General features: G+C 32.8%; 20 protein-coding genes. 2 read left to right on the top strand and 18 right to left on the bottom strand.

Annotated elements, in window-relative coordinates:
- Nucleotides 1–107: 107 nt before the first annotated feature.
- The 18 genes from L0669_RS13620 to L0669_RS13705 all read right to left on the bottom strand — a co-directional run bounded on the left by L0669_RS13620 (nucleotide 108) and on the right by L0669_RS13705 (nucleotide 15,690).
- Nucleotides 108–722 (bottom strand): hypothetical protein, encoded by a 615-nt coding sequence (locus L0669_RS13620; RefSeq protein WP_263758232.1) that lies wholly within the window; start codon nucleotides 720–722, stop codon nucleotides 108–110.
- Nucleotides 723–732: 10 nt separating this feature from the next.
- Nucleotides 733–1,974 (bottom strand): ATP-binding cassette domain-containing protein, encoded by a 1,242-nt coding sequence (locus tag L0669_RS13625; RefSeq protein ID WP_263758233.1) that lies wholly within the window; start codon nucleotides 1,972–1,974, stop codon nucleotides 733–735.
- 190 nt (nucleotides 1,975–2,164) lie between these two features.
- Nucleotides 2,165–3,010, bottom strand: a complete 846-nt coding sequence (locus L0669_RS13630; protein WP_263758235.1) for a sulfurtransferase — start codon at nucleotides 3,008–3,010, stop codon at nucleotides 2,165–2,167.
- Nucleotides 3,011–3,058: 48 nt separating this feature from the next.
- On the bottom strand, nucleotides 3,059–3,865 hold the full coding sequence (locus L0669_RS13635; protein ID WP_263758236.1) for a hypothetical protein: 807 nt from the start codon (nucleotides 3,863–3,865) through the stop codon (nucleotides 3,059–3,061).
- Nucleotides 3,866–3,904: 39 nt separating this feature from the next.
- On the bottom strand, nucleotides 3,905–4,768 hold the full coding sequence (locus L0669_RS13640) for a ThuA domain-containing protein (RefSeq protein ID WP_263758237.1): 864 nt from the start codon (nucleotides 4,766–4,768) through the stop codon (nucleotides 3,905–3,907).
- A gap of 33 nt (nucleotides 4,769–4,801) precedes the next feature.
- The gene (locus tag L0669_RS13645; RefSeq protein WP_263758238.1) at nucleotides 4,802–5,191 is read right to left on the bottom strand and encodes a DUF1398 domain-containing protein; all 390 of its coding nucleotides are present in this window, start codon (nucleotides 5,189–5,191) and stop codon (nucleotides 4,802–4,804) included.
- 95 nt (nucleotides 5,192–5,286) lie between these two features.
- Nucleotides 5,287–6,279 carry an alpha/beta fold hydrolase gene (locus tag L0669_RS13650; protein WP_263758239.1) on the bottom strand — a complete coding sequence of 331 codons (993 nt, stop codon included), beginning with the start codon at nucleotides 6,277–6,279 and terminating at the stop codon, nucleotides 5,287–5,289.
- A gap of 105 nt (nucleotides 6,280–6,384) precedes the next feature.
- Nucleotides 6,385–7,227, bottom strand: coding sequence for a maleylpyruvate isomerase N-terminal domain-containing protein (locus tag L0669_RS13655; RefSeq protein WP_263758240.1), 843 nt, complete (start codon nucleotides 7,225–7,227; stop codon nucleotides 6,385–6,387).
- 6 nt (nucleotides 7,228–7,233) lie between these two features.
- Nucleotides 7,234–8,070, bottom strand: a complete 837-nt coding sequence (locus L0669_RS13660) for a mechanosensitive ion channel family protein (protein ID WP_263758241.1) — start codon at nucleotides 8,068–8,070, stop codon at nucleotides 7,234–7,236.
- Between the two features lie 180 nt (nucleotides 8,071–8,250).
- Nucleotides 8,251–8,688, bottom strand: coding sequence for an acyl-CoA thioesterase (locus L0669_RS13665; RefSeq protein WP_263758242.1), 438 nt, complete (start codon nucleotides 8,686–8,688; stop codon nucleotides 8,251–8,253).
- Between the two features lie 89 nt (nucleotides 8,689–8,777).
- The gene (locus tag L0669_RS13670) at nucleotides 8,778–9,245 is read right to left on the bottom strand and encodes a hypothetical protein (protein ID WP_263758243.1); all 468 of its coding nucleotides are present in this window, start codon (nucleotides 9,243–9,245) and stop codon (nucleotides 8,778–8,780) included.
- Nucleotides 9,246–9,270: 25 nt separating this feature from the next.
- A complete protein-coding gene (locus L0669_RS13675; RefSeq protein ID WP_263758244.1) occupies nucleotides 9,271–9,933 on the bottom strand; it encodes a hypothetical protein in 663 nt (220 codons plus the stop codon).
- 110 nt (nucleotides 9,934–10,043) lie between these two features.
- A complete protein-coding gene (locus tag L0669_RS13680; RefSeq protein ID WP_263758245.1) occupies nucleotides 10,044–11,312 on the bottom strand; it encodes a Na+/H+ antiporter in 1,269 nt (422 codons plus the stop codon).
- 6 nt (nucleotides 11,313–11,318) lie between these two features.
- Nucleotides 11,319–12,806 (bottom strand): TlpA family protein disulfide reductase, encoded by a 1,488-nt coding sequence (locus L0669_RS13685; RefSeq protein WP_263758247.1) that lies wholly within the window; start codon nucleotides 12,804–12,806, stop codon nucleotides 11,319–11,321.
- Nucleotides 12,807–12,948: 142 nt separating this feature from the next.
- Nucleotides 12,949–13,539, bottom strand: coding sequence for a hypothetical protein (locus L0669_RS13690; protein ID WP_263758248.1), 591 nt, complete (start codon nucleotides 13,537–13,539; stop codon nucleotides 12,949–12,951).
- A 39-nt stretch (nucleotides 13,540–13,578) separates the two neighbouring features.
- A complete protein-coding gene (locus L0669_RS13695) occupies nucleotides 13,579–13,932 on the bottom strand; it encodes a hypothetical protein (RefSeq protein ID WP_263758249.1) in 354 nt (117 codons plus the stop codon).
- A gap of 391 nt (nucleotides 13,933–14,323) precedes the next feature.
- The gene (locus L0669_RS13700; protein WP_263758250.1) at nucleotides 14,324–14,836 is read right to left on the bottom strand and encodes a hypothetical protein; all 513 of its coding nucleotides are present in this window, start codon (nucleotides 14,834–14,836) and stop codon (nucleotides 14,324–14,326) included.
- A 116-nt stretch (nucleotides 14,837–14,952) separates the two neighbouring features.
- Nucleotides 14,953–15,690: an ATP-grasp domain-containing protein gene (locus L0669_RS13705; RefSeq protein WP_263758251.1), complete on the bottom strand. Its 738-nt coding sequence runs from the start codon at nucleotides 15,688–15,690 to the stop codon at nucleotides 14,953–14,955.
- A gap of 470 nt (nucleotides 15,691–16,160) precedes the next feature.
- Between L0669_RS13705 and dnaK the strand changes: the two genes are divergently transcribed.
- Complete coding sequence (gene dnaK, locus L0669_RS13710) at nucleotides 16,161–18,041, top strand: molecular chaperone DnaK (protein ID WP_173972930.1); 1,881 nt, start codon at nucleotides 16,161–16,163, stop codon at nucleotides 18,039–18,041.
- A 149-nt stretch (nucleotides 18,042–18,190) separates the two neighbouring features.
- Nucleotides 18,191–18,772 (top strand): DUF6252 family protein, encoded by a 582-nt coding sequence (locus tag L0669_RS13715; protein ID WP_263758252.1) that lies wholly within the window; start codon nucleotides 18,191–18,193, stop codon nucleotides 18,770–18,772.
- Nucleotides 18,773–18,872 lie beyond the last annotated feature (100 nt).

The raw sequence follows: 18,872 nt of genomic DNA on the forward strand, positions 1-18,872 counted from the left end.
TTTTTGTCTTTAGGGCTTATTTTTTTACCATTAAGATATTAAGATAATTAAGCTAGAGAATGTCATTGCTTTATTTTCTTAATATCTTAATGGTTTTAAAAATCTTTTTATTCAATATTTTTAATGGTAAGGTCTATGATTTTGGCTTCGCCGTTGGTTAAGAAACCTAGTTTGCCTTGTTGGCTTAGGTTGCTTTTTTCTAATGAACATTCTAAGAAGGTTTCATTGTCTACTGAAAAGAATAACTGATTGTTTGATACTCTTATTTTTACCGAATACCATTTGTTATTTTCTAATTTCATTGTTTTCTTGAATAAAGTTGGGCCGCCACGTTTGCCATATTCGTCGCTGTTTTTATTGTAAACGCCTCTGCCAATCACGATATTCTGATCGATTTGATAAAGGTAGGTTCTGATATAATTTTCTTTGTCGATATTGAGCATTACTTCGAAAAGAGATTCGCGCGTCATGTTTACTTTAAAATCGATTTCATAGTTCTCCGGAAGTTTCTTTTTAGATTGTATTACGGCCCAATGCATAGGACCGCCAGTTCCTCTTAAAGTGTCTTTTTCCAGAAACCATTCTTTGGGATTTGATTTCCATTCTGATTTTAATGTTGTGGCTTTGCTTATATTGTATTCTTTTTTTGCGTTAGAAATTGTTCCGCAGCACGAAGTGATTATTAACGGAAAAATTAATAATGCGATATATTTGATTTTCATTTTTGTATTTTTAGTTAAGCTCCGAATGGTATTTTATTTTACCAATTGATCCTGTTGAGGATGGTAAAAGTTCAAAAACCGAAGTAGGAGCAAGGCCAGTTTCGATACGATGTGAAACGTATAAAATACTAACGTTTGTTTCTTGTTTTATTGTATTGATAAGCTGAATTACCAAATCCACATTTTCGTCATCTAAACCTTCTACAGGTTCGTCTAAAATTAATAATGGCGGGTGTTTTAAAACGGCACGAACAATTAGCGCGACTCTTTGCTGACCTATAGAAAGATCAATAAAACGTTTTTTTCGTAAACCACTCATTTCAATAACTTCAAGCCATTGTGTTACGGTTTGTTTTTGCAAAGTCGTAGGTTCGATATATAAACCTATAGAATCGAAAAAGCCGGAAAGGATCATTTCTTCTAAAGTATGGCCTTTTTGAAATAAATCGGTCATCGAAGTCGTAAAAATTCCGATTTGTTTTTTGATGTCCCAAACGCTTTCTCCGGTGCCTTTTTTTCTTCCGAATAAATGTAAATTCTGTCCGAATCCTTTTGGATTATCTCCCGTTATCAAAGATAAAATGGTACTTTTTCCGGAACCATTTGGTCCAATTAATTGCCAGAATTCACCTTGTTTAATTGTCCATGAAATATTGTCTACAATTTTTCGCTCGTCGTAACTTACAGAAACATTTTCCATTTTTATTAATACACTTTCGTGAAAGGAATGCGGCTCAATCGCTTTTGGAATTGCAGCTGTATTTAGGGTTTTAAAATGATTTACGGTTTGCGAAAGTGGATGTAATTCGAATGTATTGTCTTTGATTTGGGCTTTGTTGGGAACAAACGATAATACATCGACTACACGATTTACGATTTGAATGATCGCAATATCCTGCGTTAAATCTTTCAACGATTCAGCCAAAACTACACGAGAAGCCTGATCTAAATGATCAAACGGATTATCGAAAATAATAAAATCCGGTTTTTGGTTGATGCAGTATTTTAGAAATTCTTTTTTACGTTCGCCTGACGAAAAGGTTCTCAATTGCCTGTGCGATTCCGGAGAGGCTTCTACAGTATCGTATTGGTATTCTTTTTCGATGAATTTCTCTATGGCAATATCTGAAAACAGAATACCTTTTTGGTTGTTAAAAATGGCTAATTCTCCTTTGGCTTCGCCAGAAAGCAGCGTTTCTATAAAAGCTTTTTTATTTACCTGATTTGATAAAAGTATGTCCCAATGTTGCATTTTGTATTTGTATTTTAAAACTGTTGTTGGTATTCTTAACACATAGAAACATAGTTTTTGTACATTTAAAATAGGCGTTTCACTTATCTAAACAAACATAGCTATGTGTAAGAAACGTGTTTCTTTTTGTATTCTTTATTTAGACACCTAAAAATCTATGTTTTTATGTGTTAATATTAAAGGCAATGTTTTATTTTGTTGCCAATTCGCGATCGTTTCTTGACCATTCGCTCCATGATCCTACGTATAGTTTCGGAATTGCAAGTCCTGCATAATCCATCGCCAGCAAAGTATGGCAAGCTGTAACGCCTGAACCACAATGCACGATTATATTTTCAGGATTTTTATTTCCTGTAATTTTTGAATATTTTTCTGCTAAAACTTCAGCAGATTTGTAAACCCCGTCTTCGTTTAAGTTTTCGCTAAACGGAACGTTGATGGCGCCGGGAATATGTCCTGCGATTAAATCAAGCGGTTCTGTTAAACCATCAAAACGATTTTTGTCTCTTACATCAATTACGATACTTTCGTCGTTATTTCGTGCTTTTTCGACTTCATCAATATAGGCTTGCGCTAATTTCCATTCTGTAACTGGATATTTTTCTGTGAGCTCAAAAGTTTCTAATTCTGAGCTTACAGGGAAACCAATTTGTATAGCTGCTTGTAAACCTCCGTTTAAAACCTGGACTTTTTCATGTCCAATGGCGCGTAACATCCACCAAAATCTTGCTGCGGCATTTGATCCGTTTTTATCGTCATAAATTACAATGCGACTTAAAGGCGAAATACCAAGTTTAGAAAGTACCTGAGAAAATTTTTCTAACGAAGGCAAAGGATGTCTTCCTCCGTTTGCCGGATTTTCGACAGTTGCTAAATCCTCATTTAAATCTACAAAACGAGCGCCTTTAAGATGTTCTTTTTGATAATTTTCCTGAGCATTGATTCCGGCTCTGGCATCGATTAAAATAAGTTCAGATGAATCTTTTATATTTAAAAGTTCGTCCGGATTTATAATGGGAGAAAGTTTAGCTGACATCTTGGTTTATTTTTTTTTGTTCTTGTAATAATTATTTTTAATCTGATATTAATCGGCGAAAGCCTGACTATAAAAAATAAAAAAAGTATTGTTTGTTTTGTTGTATTGCAAACATTCCCAATTACTATATACCGGGCTTGTAGAAATGCAAAGCGTGTTGGCTAAATTTTTTCGTGAAGCATTTTTTGCAAAACATCCTTCCTTTACTACAAAATTGTCATCTTTTGATATGTCAGTAATTTTTACCGGAACATCTTCTAAATAATATTGAGGGTTTATTTTAAGTGCGCCTTCGTTCATAATCAAATGTTCTATTGCAAATTGATAATCAAGGGTTCCAAAAGAATAACTTCCGCAATCTGCATTTTCTAATCTGTTTTCTACTTTTATATCTTTAAAAAGTTCAGCGTATTGGCTGGTTTTATCATTATAAAGTAAAATTTTAGTTTTGATGTTTTCTTTGTCATAAACAATAAAAACATAATCGTTGTTGCCTTCCTGAAACAGATTGCCTTTTGCAAAACAAAGTAATTCATAATTAGAATTTGAGTTGAAAAAAAGCTGTTGTTTTTCGTTTAACTTTGCTATTGATTTACTACTCATTTCAGAAAAAAGCTGTTCTTCTGAAAGTTTTTTTAATTTTTCTTTATCTCCTTTTATTCTATCTGCAAATTTTGGATCATCAAAAACTGATGTTTGATAATGAACTGCATCTGCTGTTTTAGTTGTTGAAGTAGTATCGTTTACAATTTCTTTTTTAGAGTTATTTACAGTATTTGTTTTATTCTCTTCTTGTTTTGAGTTGCAAGAGAATGCCAAAAGTGTAAAAAAAACGAAGACAATTTTATTTTTCATTAAATGATAATTTCCTGGTATTAGTTTTATTTGATTGCTCTATTTTGCTTGCTTTTTAGAATTACCTAACCAAAGTAATCCGTTTAGAATTAACTGACTTTGTGGTTCATTTTCGAATGTATATGAAAGTGTTTTATTGGTTCCGTGTTCGTAATCGATATCATTGTGTCCCGTATTTACATAGAGCATTTTATAGTTTTTATTGGTCCATACTACAGGATAATAACCGCTATGCCAAATTTCGTTTTGTTTAGGACCTGTTCCTAACGGAAAGCTGCTTTCGTCGATCGCGACAAGAATTTTGATATCGGAATTTTTTCTCAAATCATTGCTCCATCTGTACCATTCGTTTGGCGCAGATTTGAATGTTTTAGGAATGTTTTTAGTAGCGGGATTCTGATTTTCTATTCGTAAAACTGCCGATGTTGGTCGCCAAGTATTACTGCCATATTCGCCAGAACCTAAAAAGGTATTATGATACCAGTTCCAGTTTTGCGGATAAGCAGAATCGTTTAACGCAAATGCCGAAAAATGAAATCCTATAAAACCGCCGCCATTTTCCATGTATTTCTGAAAGGCTTCTCGCTGAGATGGAGTTTCAGGTCTTGTGTCTAAAAACAAAACCACTTGATATTTTGATAAAAATTTTGCGTTTAAATTGTCCCAATTGCTGGTTGAATCGTATTCGAAATGATTTTGTTCGGCAACCTTTGGAAACCATTTATTGGCTTCGTGTACAAAGCTTATGTGTGCCTGATCATTTTTTGCCGTATAAAAAGCAATTACTTTAAATTTAGAACTTGTTTTTTTATGCTGGGCAAAACCGAAAAAGCAAATGGATAATAATGCAATTAGAATTATTTTTCCAGAAATGGTTTTCTTTTTTTTATCTAAAAATAACATGTGGTTTGGTTTAGTTAATTAGGTTTTTTGAGATTAGTCAGGGATTTTTTCGATCAATATTTCATTATCGGATTTGTCGAAATACGTACAAGTCATTTCGATAATGTCAACGCGCCATTTGGCAATTCCGGATTGTGCGGCATGATTACAGAAAGTTAAATAATCAGTCTGGCCGTCCTGGTGCATTACCAGAAATTCTATAAAACGCTCTTTATTGGCAACAGGAGCAACCTGAATTTCAGGATATTTTTCATCTGCTGATACGGTGTAATTGTTTACGCCGTAATATTCTACATTTCCGTTATTTACAAAGGTGTCATATCCTTTTACGCCCAAAATAATCAGGTCTTGTATATAATTTGGAAAATCTGCACCGCTTTGTACTTTGGCATGTGCTTCTTTTATTTGTTCGATTGTAAACATGTGTTTTAGTTTTAAATTAAAGAAAAAATGTTGCCACGAATTTCACGAATTAGCACGAATTGCTATTTAATGAAATTCGTGGCGAATAAAATAAATTATGATTTCAAAAATACGATTAATGGTTTTATAAATTGATCGAAAGATTCAATATGCGGTAAATGTCCGGTGTTTGCAACTTCAATTAATTTTGCATTTGGGATGGCTTTTTGCGTTTTTTTACCCAATTCGAGATAGTTACCCATTGTTTTTCTGACTTCTTCAGAAACCAAAGGTTTTCCTATTGCGGTTTTATCTCTTGTTCCGATGATTAAAAGCGTTGGACTTTTGATGTTTTTAAATTCGTATAAAACGGGTTGTGTAAAAATCATATCATACATCAAAGCTGAGTTCCAGGCGACTCTTGCATAATCCGGAGCTGTTGTCCAGCCTGCACCAAGTTCAGCCCATTTCTGAAAATCGGCATTCCATTTTCCATCATAATAATTGGCCATTTGGTAGCTTTTAATATTCTGATAATTTTGTTTCAATTCTGATTCGTACCACCAATCTACAGGTTTATACGGAACAACAAGTTTCCAGTCTTCTAAACCAATCGGGTTTTCAAGAACTAATTTTTCAGTTGTTTCTGGATACATCAGAGCAAATCTTGTGGCTAACATTCCACCCATAGAATGTCCTAATATGGTTGTTTTTTCGATTCCTAAATGATCTAAGAGTTTTTTTGTATTCTCTGCCAACTGTTGAAAAGTGTATTGAAAATTATCCGGTTTAGATGATTTTCCAAAGCCTATCTGGTCGGGAACAATTACTCTAAAGCCTTCTTTGGTCAGGGCTTTTATAGTCGTTTCCCAATAAGCACCGTTAAAGTTTTTTCCGTGAAGTAATACAATGTTTTTATTGTTGTAATTATCAGGTTTAATATCCATATAAGCCATTTTCAAATATTGGCGCTGATTGCTCAATTCTAAAAACTGTACAGGAAAGGGATATTCGTAATTGGTTAAATTAATGTCTAATTGCTTTATTTTTTCCTGCTGCGAAAAGCAAAAAAGAGGGAGCAATAATATAAGGAGTTTTATAGTTTTCATTTAGCTGCTGATTTTTATTAAGGATTATAAATTTACCGCTATGCATTTTGAAAAGCAAAGTTTAAAGTCTTAAAATTATCAGAAAATAAATGAAAACTGTTACAATTATGCCATTACTGCCACAATATTTAACGCAATTTCGGCAAGTTGTGTATCTCCGGTAATTTCAACTTTTTCTTTTGCATCTTGCGGTTTCATCCCTTTAGAAAATAATAACCATGCATCATGGGGCTGAATTTTTAAAACTGCATTTGATTTAAGATCAGCGGCATTAATAAATTTCCAGTTTTCATCTTCTTTGATAATGCTCCATTGACCTCCAATTTCTGTATCGACAATTAGGGTTACAACTGTACCTTTTTCTGCTTTTGTATTTTTATATGCGTTAGGCAAAGCCTGCATAAAAATGTGCATAAAAGGATAGAAGAACTCTTTTGTTAAAAGTGCTTCTTTGCCTACAGCATCTCTAATTTGCTGTTGGTGCAGAAACTTTTCGGTATATTCCCTTGCAATATGAAACCAGTTAAAAGAGGTTTCTTCGCCTGCCCACGCAACTGAAAACAATGCATTTTCAAATGGCTCTAAAGTTTGTAAATGGGCATAATATTCTTTTCCGCTGCTTTCCAGCAAATGGGTTATTACATTCGGACTGAGTCTTTTTGTAGCATTTGTCCAGGTCATATTAAGCTGATTAAGATAATCAACTAAATCACTGTAAGAATTGATATTTTCCGGTTTTTCTCCAAAATATCGGTCTCTGGACATGGATAATGCTCTTAAATTGCCATCAAGCAAATGAGAAGCAACATCTTTTACCAGCCATTTTTTGGCTACGGTTTGGGCGTGCCATTCTTCTTCGGTTAATGATTTTAAAAGATCAATTAATAGTGTATCGAGAATAGGGAAGAGGTGTAAAGTCTCAATAGGTACAATTGCTGCGGCTTTCATTTTAAATTATTTCTTTATGGTAACTACCCTTTGCGGATACGGAATATCAATATTAGCTTCATCAAAGCGTTTTTTAATGCTTTGCAGTAAATCACAATACATAACAAAACCATCTGTCGAATTTTTTGACCATGCCCAGGCTTTTAATGTTACACTTGAATCTGCCAATGCCACAACACGGGCTGTAACCAATTGCTTTTTTTGTTTTTTATCTTCGGCTGTTCTGGTATCTATAAATAGGGGATGTTTGGCAACTTCTTCTTTCATAATTTCTAATGCTTCTTCGACATTAGATTCGTAACCTATCCCTATTTCGATTATTTTACAGCATTTGGTATCATGCATATTGGTGTTTACAATAATCTGGGCGCTTATTACGGAGTTTGGAATTATGATTCGATTGTTTTCCGCATCTTTTAAAACGACTTGTCTTAAATTGATATCTTCAACTGTACCCACAAAATTATTGATCGTGATTTTATCATTGATTCGGAAGGGTTTAAAAATTACGAGAAAAATTCCGCTCACAATATTGCTTAATGCCTGTTGTGAAGCCAAACCCGCTACGATTGATATAACACCTGCACCAGCCAAAAAGGAATGACCAATAATTCTAAATTCAGGAATTTGAATTAAGGCAAAAGCAAATCCAAGAATATAAATTACAGTTATTATTAAATGTTTTAAAAACTTGAAACCTGTTGCATCATATTCTTTATTGCTTAGTTTTCTGTACAAAAAATAGCGTAATACTTTATCTGTAACTGCTCCTAAAATAATTGTGGTAAGTGCAATTATAGAAATAATTATGCCTATTCTAAAGTCTTTTGCAAAGTCGAACATAAGCTTTTAATATTTTTAAATTTCTAGTTTAACAAAGTTATTGTTATTAAATATAATAAGAGATATCTAAATGACAATTTTAAAAAGAGTGGTTTAATACTGAAAAGAAAAAATCCAAAAAACATATATTTAAATTATTGCTTTTTGGATTTTATAAAGTTAAGAAAAACAAAGTTTATTTTATAAGTCTACGAAATCATCACTTTTCGGGAAAATACTTAAAGCCTGAATTGCGATTTCAGGTGTAGGTGACGCTAGTTTACGAAGTTTAGTATCCATCCAGGCGCCGTCAACAGTAATAACGGCACAAAGTGTATCATCTTCTCTTCTAAATTCGTGAATGATCGACCAACGCGATGCATCGGCTTTCATTTTTGATGTTTTGGTGTGAAGGAATATCTTATCAGAAAGTTTTAATTCTTTTCTAAAAATACATTCTTCTCTAAATAAAACGGGTCCAAAACCTTGTGTTTGCATTACTCTTAATGTAAGCCCAAGTTCTTCGAGAATTTCGATACGGTGTTGCGCACCAAAATCGTAATAGGCACTGTGACGAACGTGAAAATTAGGGTCAAGATCTGACCAGCGAAAAGATATTTCTTTAATAAATGAAGCCATTTTTTGTTTGTATTTTAATGAAAATCGAAATTACAAATAAAATAATAAACTGTTTCTTAGAAAATCTTAAAGTATGCAATAAACATATTTTATAGGCTTTCCAGATTATCCCATTCGTACTCAATTTTATTCAGTTTTCTGTAATAGGGAATAAGTAAAAGTATTTCTAATCTTATAGAAAAATGGATGTTATTATCTACAAGAGGCAGCGCAAACATAGAAACAATGCAAATTACGATTCCGCAAATGGCATCTATTTTGCCTATTGAAATTGCATTGGGCTTTTCGAACCAAAGTGAATATGCAGCAAAACCCTTAAAGATCATAACTGCAATAATAAAAACTCCTATTCCTGAAAAAGCAGTATTGCTTGAAAAGCCATAAAGAGAAAGATTTACATTTGGAATAAAAAAGTTCGTAATAACAGATGCAACGGCGCAAACGCTTAAAATCATAAAAATCCAGCAAAAGGTTTTAATCCACCACGGTAATAGTTTTCGTCTAATTACAGGTGCTTTGTCAAATTCGTCAAAATGACTTTCTAATTCGTGATTCATGGTATTTACTCTATATGTTTTTGGATTAGATAACTTGAGTAAGAATCAAAATCAGGAGAATAATTTGTACTCCAAGAATGATCCAGAAAAAGTTTCTGCTGGGTTGCGAAATATTTTGTAAGCCTGTTATGATTTTATTTTTGATAATATCTGAAAAGCTTACATTTTCATCTTTAAAATCAACTTCGTCAAGGCTTATTTTTTTAAGTCCGTAAATCAATATTTTTTTAACCCATTTGTTCTCATCAGAATCTTTAAACGCTTGTATTAATTTTAATTGAAGCATAGCTTTGTCTGCTCCTGCTCTTAATAATTCAGGTTGTTTTGATTTGAGTTTGTCGATCACTTTATCAATTATAGGAAAAAGTAAAACTTCGCCTTTGTCTGATATTAATTTATTGATGATTTTTGACATTATATATTTATTACCCAAAGTAAATAATAAAAACGGGCCGGCAAATATAGAGATTACTGTTAAGCCAAAACCAATAGGTCTAAGTGCAAATAACAGCATTATAGCGGCTCCTCCGGTAACGTGTCCCATGCCGGTTCCTGATTGATAGACTATGGTACAAAGTGTAAAAACACCTATAATAGCATATAAAAATTGTCCGATAATGTTTATTTTGAAAAAGCTAAATGTTGCACTGCTAAATAATTTGGCAGTATACTTTAAATTGTCATTCATTAAATTGGTTTTTGGTTTAGTTAATGTTTTATCTGAGTAAAAATATAGAAAAAACATTACAAACCATTAAATGTTTTGAAGTCTGTAATTCAATATGGATTTTTAGAAAATTATGATTGCGGTTCTTCTTGTTTAAGATTTAATTTTTTTACGATCCATGGCAAAGTGAGCCCCTGCCCAATAAGCGTTAGCAATACAACGGCAACAGAAATAAAAATGATCGCATCGCGTTCCGGAAAAGGAGTTCCGTCTTCAAGTTGTTTTGGAATACCAATTGCAATGGCCAGAGAAACAATACCCCGCATTCCTGACCAACTTAATATAATACTGTTGTTGGTGTCAAGAAGAGCGTGTTCGCTGACTCTTCTTTTTCGTTTGGTATTTTGAAAGGCTTTTTGAAGATTTATTTTTTGAAGAAATATCCTTGCCATTCTTATTAATAAAGCTACAATTGTGATAATAACAGCATAGCCAATATAAGGCAATACCATCCCGTCATCAATATGTTTTAATACATAACGAAAGTTAAGTCCAATTAAGATGAAGATTAATCCGTTAAGCAAGAAAATAATAATGTCCCAAAGGCTTCTGGATTGATTCTTTAAACTTTCCGGAAATATTTTTTTGCTAAAACGGGCTATGGTAAGTCCTAAAACAACAACGGCAATAACTCCTGATACATGTAAGTTTTCTGCAACCAAATAGGCTACAAATGGCATTAAAAGCATAAAACTTATTGTTACGTTTATGTTTTTTTGCACGCGGTTTAAAATGAAAGCCAGAATTTTTGCCAGAGTGAAACCCACTAAAAAACCTCCGCCTAATAACAAGATGAATTCTAAAGTAGCTTTCCAGATGATAAAGGATGATCCCATTACCGCGGCAACGGCAAAACGATAGGCAACAAGTGCAGAGGCGTCATTTATAAGACTTTCGCCTTCTAAAATGGTTAAGGTTTTATGTGATAATTTTAATCCTTTTGTTACGCTGATTGCTGCAACGGCATCAGTAGCCGAAAGTATTGCCCCTAGTACAAATGCTAGTGGCCACGTCATTCCGGGAATTATATAGTAGGCTACAACCGCAATTCCTGCCGCGGTAAGAAAAACTAATGAAACGGCTAAAGTTCCAATGGTATTGATGTTGGTTTTAAAATCTTTTGGAGAAATATTAAAAGAGGCATCGTATAATAATGGCGGAAGAAATATCAGGAATATGATTTCAGGATTGATTTCGATTTCGCTCATCGTGGGAATAAAACCAATGGCGATTCCTACGATAACCAATAGAATATGATAAGGAAGTTTAGCTTTATCAGCAAAGGCAGATAGTCCTATAACAATGGCGAGTATAAATATAATAATGCTGTAGTTTTCCATTATGGATTAATTTTCATTGAGTTGTTTTGCTAAGTTTTCGATGTCAGATGGACCACTTAGATTTTTTTTAATAATGTTTCCGTTTTCGTCCGTTAAAAAATGCCACGGGATTGCAAGAGACGGATTGCCGTATAAATTTCGCAGATCAGCGTCTAGTTTTTCGTTTGCGCGAATATGATTTCCTTCAAGATTATAAAAATGACTCATTTCGCGCCATTGCGCTTCACGGTTTTCCTTGTCTATAGAAATGTAAACCATGGTAATGTTTTTTGATTTTAGTAATTGGTATAATTTGGCATTGTCTTTAAACTCTGCCTTGCACGGCCCGCACCACGTTGCCCAGATATCAACATAAAATAGTTTTCCGTTTAATCCTTTTATGGTTTCTTTTACGGAGTTGATGTTTGCAGCATTATCTATGAATTTAATTTTCTCGTTTAAAGGTTCTTCCTGTTTTTTGTGAAATGCCAAAATGGGTATAATCACAGGCTCCAGAAAATGAGTGTAAGCGCTTGCAGGATATTCTTTTTTAAATTGCTCAAAAAGCGCAATCAGTTCTTTTTCGTAGTTTTTATTGATTGATTCATAATAGAGATAAGCTGCAAAATAATATTCGAGTTGAGGTCCGGATAAATATTTTTTTGCGTTAGCAATATTATGAGTGTGAATTAGTCCTTGCTTATTAAATTCTTGCAGTGATGCAATATCTATTCCCTCGATAATTAATTCTTTATAGCGTAAATAATTTTCGACGTAAAAATAAAACCATGGAGAGCTTAAAAGTTCAGGATTGGTAACGGGATTCGACTGAAAAATGTCTGCCCAGAGTTCTTTGTATTGTGCAGGACTTAGTTTGTTTTCTTTATAAGCTGAATTTAAGTAATTTATAAATGCAAGACTTCCTTGTGCACCTTTATAAAAGTAATCACGATCTGTCTGTACAAGATTGTAAAAGCTTTTAGAAATGATTTTATCTTTTAATAATTGCTTAAAACCTTCTAATTCTGTTTGTTTGCTTTTCTCTAATTTCTGTTTTATTTCAGACGGAATACTGTCTTTTATATAACTTTTTGTTTCAAGTTCAAAATGTCCTCCAACAATCATGCTTCGGTTAGGAATCTGATTGTATGATGATTGTCCTTTTTGGTTTTGAGATTCTATGCGAAATTTGTTTTCGGGGGCTTCAGTATCGATGTAAACTTTATAAGTCATTCCGGGTTCTGCGATTAAAGTTCCGAATGATTTGTATTTGTTTGATAAGTCAATGAAAGCAGTTTTATTTAAAGGAAGATTTATTTGAAAATTACCCGCAGCATCCGGCTGAACAGAATCTGTAAATCCAAAGAAATCTATCCCGTTTATAGGTAACGTATATTCGATAATATCAGGAATTTTTCCATTAATTTTCCCGATAATTTTTATATTATCTTTTTTCGTCTGGCCCATTAAGCAGAAGGGAAGCAGTAGAATTACAAGAGATCGAAAGAGGTTCATTGGTTTAGTTTTGAAAGAGGTTTGAATATTTCAAATATAATATTTATTTGTTTTGAAGACTTTCAGTTGATCAATTAGGTTGTTTTGGGTTGATGTTTTTGCTCAAATTATGTATGTCTATCGTATAAGTTTTAGGGTGTTTTTAATTCAGTTTACTGTCAAAAGATCTAAAAGTGTCGATTTTTGGTAATGGTGTTACCACGATTTTTTTTGATGTTTTTTTGACGATTTTTTCAGAACCTAGTGCTTTTGTTATTTCGGTTCTTTGTCCTGATAATAGGTTAAAATCCGTTTCGGTGGTTAAGTTTTGGCCATCCCAAACCACATTTGATATTTTTTGTAATTCAAAATAGCCATTTTTAAATTTAAAGAGATGCGAAAAGTGGTTTTTGCCAATTTCGGAATATAAAATCAAATTGCCATCTTCAATCATTACATCAGGAATTTGATTTCCGCCATATTTTCCGTTTGGATATTGGGCTTCCATTAATTTTTTTGTGGCTACGTTTAATTTATATTTTCCGTTTTTTTGTGAAAAATAGATCTCTAATTTTAAAGGCTGTGTATTATCTATTGTGTCCATTTTGATAAATACTTTATCTACTAAGCCATCATTGTTTAAATCGCCTTCTTCGGTTCTAATAATGACATTAAAATTATCTTTTAATTCTTGTGCTTGCACGTAAATGGTAAATTGAATGAGAATAAAAAGTAGTGAGAATATCTTTTTCATTTTTGATTATCAATTAGGTTTATTTTGTTTATGATTATTTTATTCTGTTTTACACTGATTGATAATTGTATCTGTTTTCATTTCCTGTCCGTTTTGAAAATATTTTAAAACGCCAAAATATTTGATGGTGTCATTCGTGCAAAATTCAATATCAAATCTCGCAATTCTATATTCATAATAATGCTCAAGAAGTTCACTGCTAAATCCTCCGGGATCTTCTTCATTATTTATAAAATGTTCAGTTCCGGCCTCTCCAAAAGGATTCGTTCCCCAGCCTTTATAATATCTATAAAAACTTAAGGAATAATATAGATCAGTCCTTGAAGCTGATTCAGAATTATATTGATATTTATGCTTGTACTTATTTTCTTTGCCAATAAATTCATCGTTCATTTTTTGAACAACCATGTTTTTTATTACTGTATTTAATGAGTCTTGGTTATTAATTTGGTTTTTGACAAGATATAAGTGCGGATAAACTTTTGATTGAATGAATTCCATTTTTGTAAAAAATAATGAATCAATAATATTTATTAAAATTAATATTCCTATAATTCCAAAAGTCCATTGAATTCTTTTCTTCTTTTTACTTATCCATTTGATTAGTACATATAAAAGATAAAAGAATATTAAAAGAATAATTATCATAATTTGTGTTTGTATTTTTATATTGTCGTTGGGTGATTTTGTAAAATTATCAACCAACTCAAAAATACACGAAAGATGTATGTTTTACTGAAATTGGATGTTTTTTGTTCTTATTTAAAATAGAAATGCAGTGAATTTAATTTGGTCTCGTTATGCTTTCAATTGTTGGTACAGACAATGCTTTGTCTACGTAATGATCGTATTTTAAAGCGTAGTATTTCTTTCCGTCAAGTTGTATTAAGTCGTTAAGATAAATATTCTCGCCCGAATATGAACTTGTTGGCAGTTGATAACGTGCATTTCTTTTGTTATACTTGAATTTAAAAATTGGCAATGTTGAGATAAAATTTTTATAAGTAAATTCAGTTGGCAAAAAATAGATGATACTTGAGAATTTTCCTCCTTCTTTGTCTGTGATCAATCTTAACTCAATTATTTCTTTTGTTTCTGGATTGTTAAATTTAAATTTCTTGTGATAGGTCGATATCGAATCACTTAGTAATCTAAAACCTTTTGATGATAATTCTTTATGCTCAACGGGGTTAGCATAATTAACTATTTTTCTAAAGTCAGTTATTTTTAATGTCTGTGCAAAAGATAGGTTTACAAACAGTAGTACTATTAAAACATAGAGGTTGTGTAAATTCATGTCATTTGTTGTGCTTGTTATTGTATGATGCTTTATGATTTTCGTTGCAATTGCTGAAATTTCAATTTAGCAGAAAATAAGTTAGTAATCAGAATCTCCAGTTAGAAACAGTAATTTTAAAAGTGAGCATAATCTTTTGTTTTTGTGAGTTCTGACCATCTCGCAGATAAAAACTTAGCATAATTTGTAGGGCTTATTCCGTAAGTTCCTAACGAATGGCCGTCATTTATTTCTACTAATTTCATAGTATCATTGTCGTCTATTCCAAAATCTAAAGCGTATGAAGCCGGAGCACTTTTAAAATCTTTAATGGCATTTTTAATTACGGACAAGTCGAGTTTAGAATCCCAGGCACCTTTGTACTGTCTTATGTCTAGAATTTCTCCATATCTTATAAAACATCTCCATTCGGTTTTAAAATTGACTATTTCAGAGCACCAAATTTGCGTTGGGTTATCGTTGTCAACAATTCCAATAAAGTCTTTATAGTTTTTAACGACTTTTCCGGTGAATTTTTTGGTCTCTTTTTTTGGTTTTATAAAAATATTCCAATTTCTTTCGTCTGCAAATATTTCTTCAATTGTAGCAACCCAAACTTTTCTGCCTAAGTATTTTTCTAATTCTTTAGGATAGTCTATTTCTTTTGAAGGTCGCTCGATTCCAAATTTTTCCAGTCGTTTTCTCACATTGCCAATTCCGCCAACAATTAAACTTTCCGGATCGTTGTTTTCGATATCCTCTACTGAAAAATATTTTTCGGTTTCCCAACCTAAAGTTTGAAAGCCCTCGTTGGCAACATAAGCGTTTACATTATAATAGTTTCCGGATTTGTCTGTTTGAATGTATGCTTTCATTGGGTAAGTGTTCTTATTTTATGGCTGAAATTTATGATGAGCAAGATATCATTTTAATATTTTTCAAATATAAACTTTTTCTTATAAATATTTTTAAGGAGCCTAAAATTCCTAACTTTACAATTCTGATGTAGAACAATAGTAGAAGCGAGGTGTGGGCGTTTTTTATTTATTAGTTATCATATTAATGTTATTTTGAAACGGATGTCCTAGCCCCGATAGCAGCGGCATCCTTTTATGGCGGGGTTCGCCATAAAAGATATAGCGGAGAGCGGGATTAGCTCCTGATAATGACACGTAAAGTACTGATATGCCACGAATGTCAGGTTTTAAAAATGTCATGTTGTCAGATTGTTTTTATTGTGCCGACAGTAAAACTGACAATTTACTTTGGTTTTTTATATTGGCACAAAGATTGACTTATGCCACCTGAGTTATAAATTAGTATATCAAAATTAAATATATAAAAAATGGGTAAAATAATCGGAATTGACTTAGGTACGACGAACTCTTGTGTTTCTGTAATGGAAGGTAACGAAGCAGTTGTTATTCCTAACGCAGAAGGAAAAAGAACAACGCCATCTATCATCGCTTTTGTTGAAGGTGGAGAAATTAAAGTGGGTGATCCTGCAAAAAGACAAGCGGTAACGAATCCTACAAAAACGATTGCTTCTATTAAACGTTTTATGGGACACACTTTTGCTGAAACTCAAGAAGAGGCAAAAAGAGTTCCTTACAGTGTTGTAAAAGGTGACAACAATACTCCACGTGTGGATATTGACGGTCGTTTATACACTGCTCAAGAATTGTCAGCAATGACACTTCAAAAAATGAAAAAAACTGCTGAAGACTATTTAGGTCAAACTGTAACTGAGGCAGTTATTACTGTTCCTGCTTACTTTAACGATGCACAACGTCAGGCTACTAAAGAAGCTGGTGAAATTGCTGGTCTTAAAGTTATGCGTATCATCAATGAGCCAACTGCAGCTGCACTTGCTTACGGATTAGATAAAAAAGGAACTGATCAAAAAATTGCTGTTTACGATTTAGGAGGAGGTACTTTTGATATCTCTGTTCTTGAATTAGGAGACGGTGTATTCGAAGTATTGTCTACAAATGGTGATACTCACTTAGGTGGTGATGATTTTGACCAAGTTATTATTGACTGGTTAGCTGACGATTTCAAATCTGAAGAAGGTATTGATTTACGTTTAGATCCAATGTCATTGCAACGTTTGAAAGAGGCTGCAGAGAAAGCTAAGATTGAATTATCATCTTCTGCTGAAACTGAAATCAACTTGCCATACGTAACTGCTACTGCTTCTGGACCAAAACACTTAGTGAAAAAATTATCTAGAGCACAGTTCGAAAAATTATCTGATACTTTAGTAAAACGTTCTATGGAGCCAGTTGCTAAAGCATTAAAAGATGCAGGTTTATCTACATCTGATATCGACGAAGTTATTCTTGTTGGAGGTTCTACTCGTATGCCAAGAATTGCTGACGAAGTTGAAAAATTCTTTGGTAAAAAAGCGTCTAAAGGTGTTAACCCTGATGAGGTTGTTGCTATTGGAGCTGCTATTCAAGGTGGAGTTTTATCTGGAGATGTAAAAGATGTATTGTTACTTGACGTAACACCTCTTTCTTTAGGTATCGAAACTATGGGTGGTGTATTGACTAAATTAATTGAGTCTAACACAACTATCCCAACTAAAAAATCTCAAGTATTCTCTACTGCTGCTGATTCTCAACCATCTGTTGAAATTCACGTATTACAAGGAGAAAGAGCAATGGCTGCTGATAACAAAACTATCGGTCGTTTCCACTTAGATGGTATTCCACCAGCACCAAGAGGAGTTCCTCAAATCGAGGTTACTTTTGATATCGATGCGAATGGTATCATCAAAGTTTCTGCAACTGATAAAGGAACTGGAAAATCTCACGATATCCGTATCGAAGCTTCTTCTGGTTTAACAGCTGAAGAAATCGAAAAAATGAAAAAAGATGCTGAAGCTAACGCTGATGCTGACAAAATAGCTAAAGAAAGAGCTGAGAAATTAAACGAAGCTGACAGCATGATTTTCCAAACAGAAAGTCAATTGAAAGAGTTAGGAAGCAAATTAGCTGACGATCACAAAGTTGCTGTTGAGTACGCTTTAACTGAATTGAGAATGGCTCACCAATCTCAAGACATTCCAGCTATTCAAACTGCTCTTGACAACATCAATGCAGCTTGGAAAACAGCTACAGAAGCTATGTATGCTCAAGGTGAACAAGGTCAACAAGCTGCTCCACAACAAGAGCAATCTGGAGACAATGTTGAAGACGTTGAATTCGAAGAAGTAAAATAATTCTTCTTTAATGATAATGAAAAGCCGAATCAGAAATGATTCGGCTTTTTTTGTTTGTTAATTTTTTACCTTACTATATTTATTATCAATATATACTCTTTTATTTTATACATTTGTAGGAAAATAAATCTAAAAAAAATGTATTGAAAATGAACATGAATAGAATTGCGAGTTTAGGATTGATTTTCCTTACTCTTTTATTTGCTAATTGCAGTAGCGATGATGAAGATGCCGGGAATAAAAATGTTAACTCAGTTTCGGCTACAATAAATGGCGTTAACTGGAAACCTACCAAAATAAATAGTGTGGCATTTATGAAAGTGAAGGGAATGGATCAGCTTCTTGAAATTGTTGTTCAAGATGATACACAAATATTAACATTATTTTGTACTAGTAAATCAACAGCTGTTAATGCAATGCCTCTTAAAGAATATAATTTTATTCTAAAAGATCCTATGAAAGAAGCTTTGTTAATTCCACTTGAATCATTTTTTACAAATAAGTATTTAATAGAGGGTAATACTTATGCTGAATATGAAACTACTATTGGAAAAATAACGATTACCGCAATGGATCCGGTAAAAAGAAAAGTGTCAGGTACTTTTAGTTTTAAAGCATCGAAGGTTGATGTATTACAAAATAAGATTGTTACTCCAGAGAATTATGAGATAAAAAATGGAAGATTTACAAATTTGTCTTATACCGTTACTGTAGAAGATTATAAGAATTAATATATTAATGAATAAACGATGAAATAAGCTTTGGAATATTTGATTTATTTTATGAGATTATGTTACTATTAGTATAAGTTTTGTTTTTTAGTTGATTTTG

The sequence above is a fragment of the Flavobacterium bizetiae genome, from assembly GCF_024271895.1.
Classification (GTDB): domain Bacteria; phylum Bacteroidota; class Bacteroidia; order Flavobacteriales; family Flavobacteriaceae; genus Flavobacterium; species Flavobacterium bizetiae.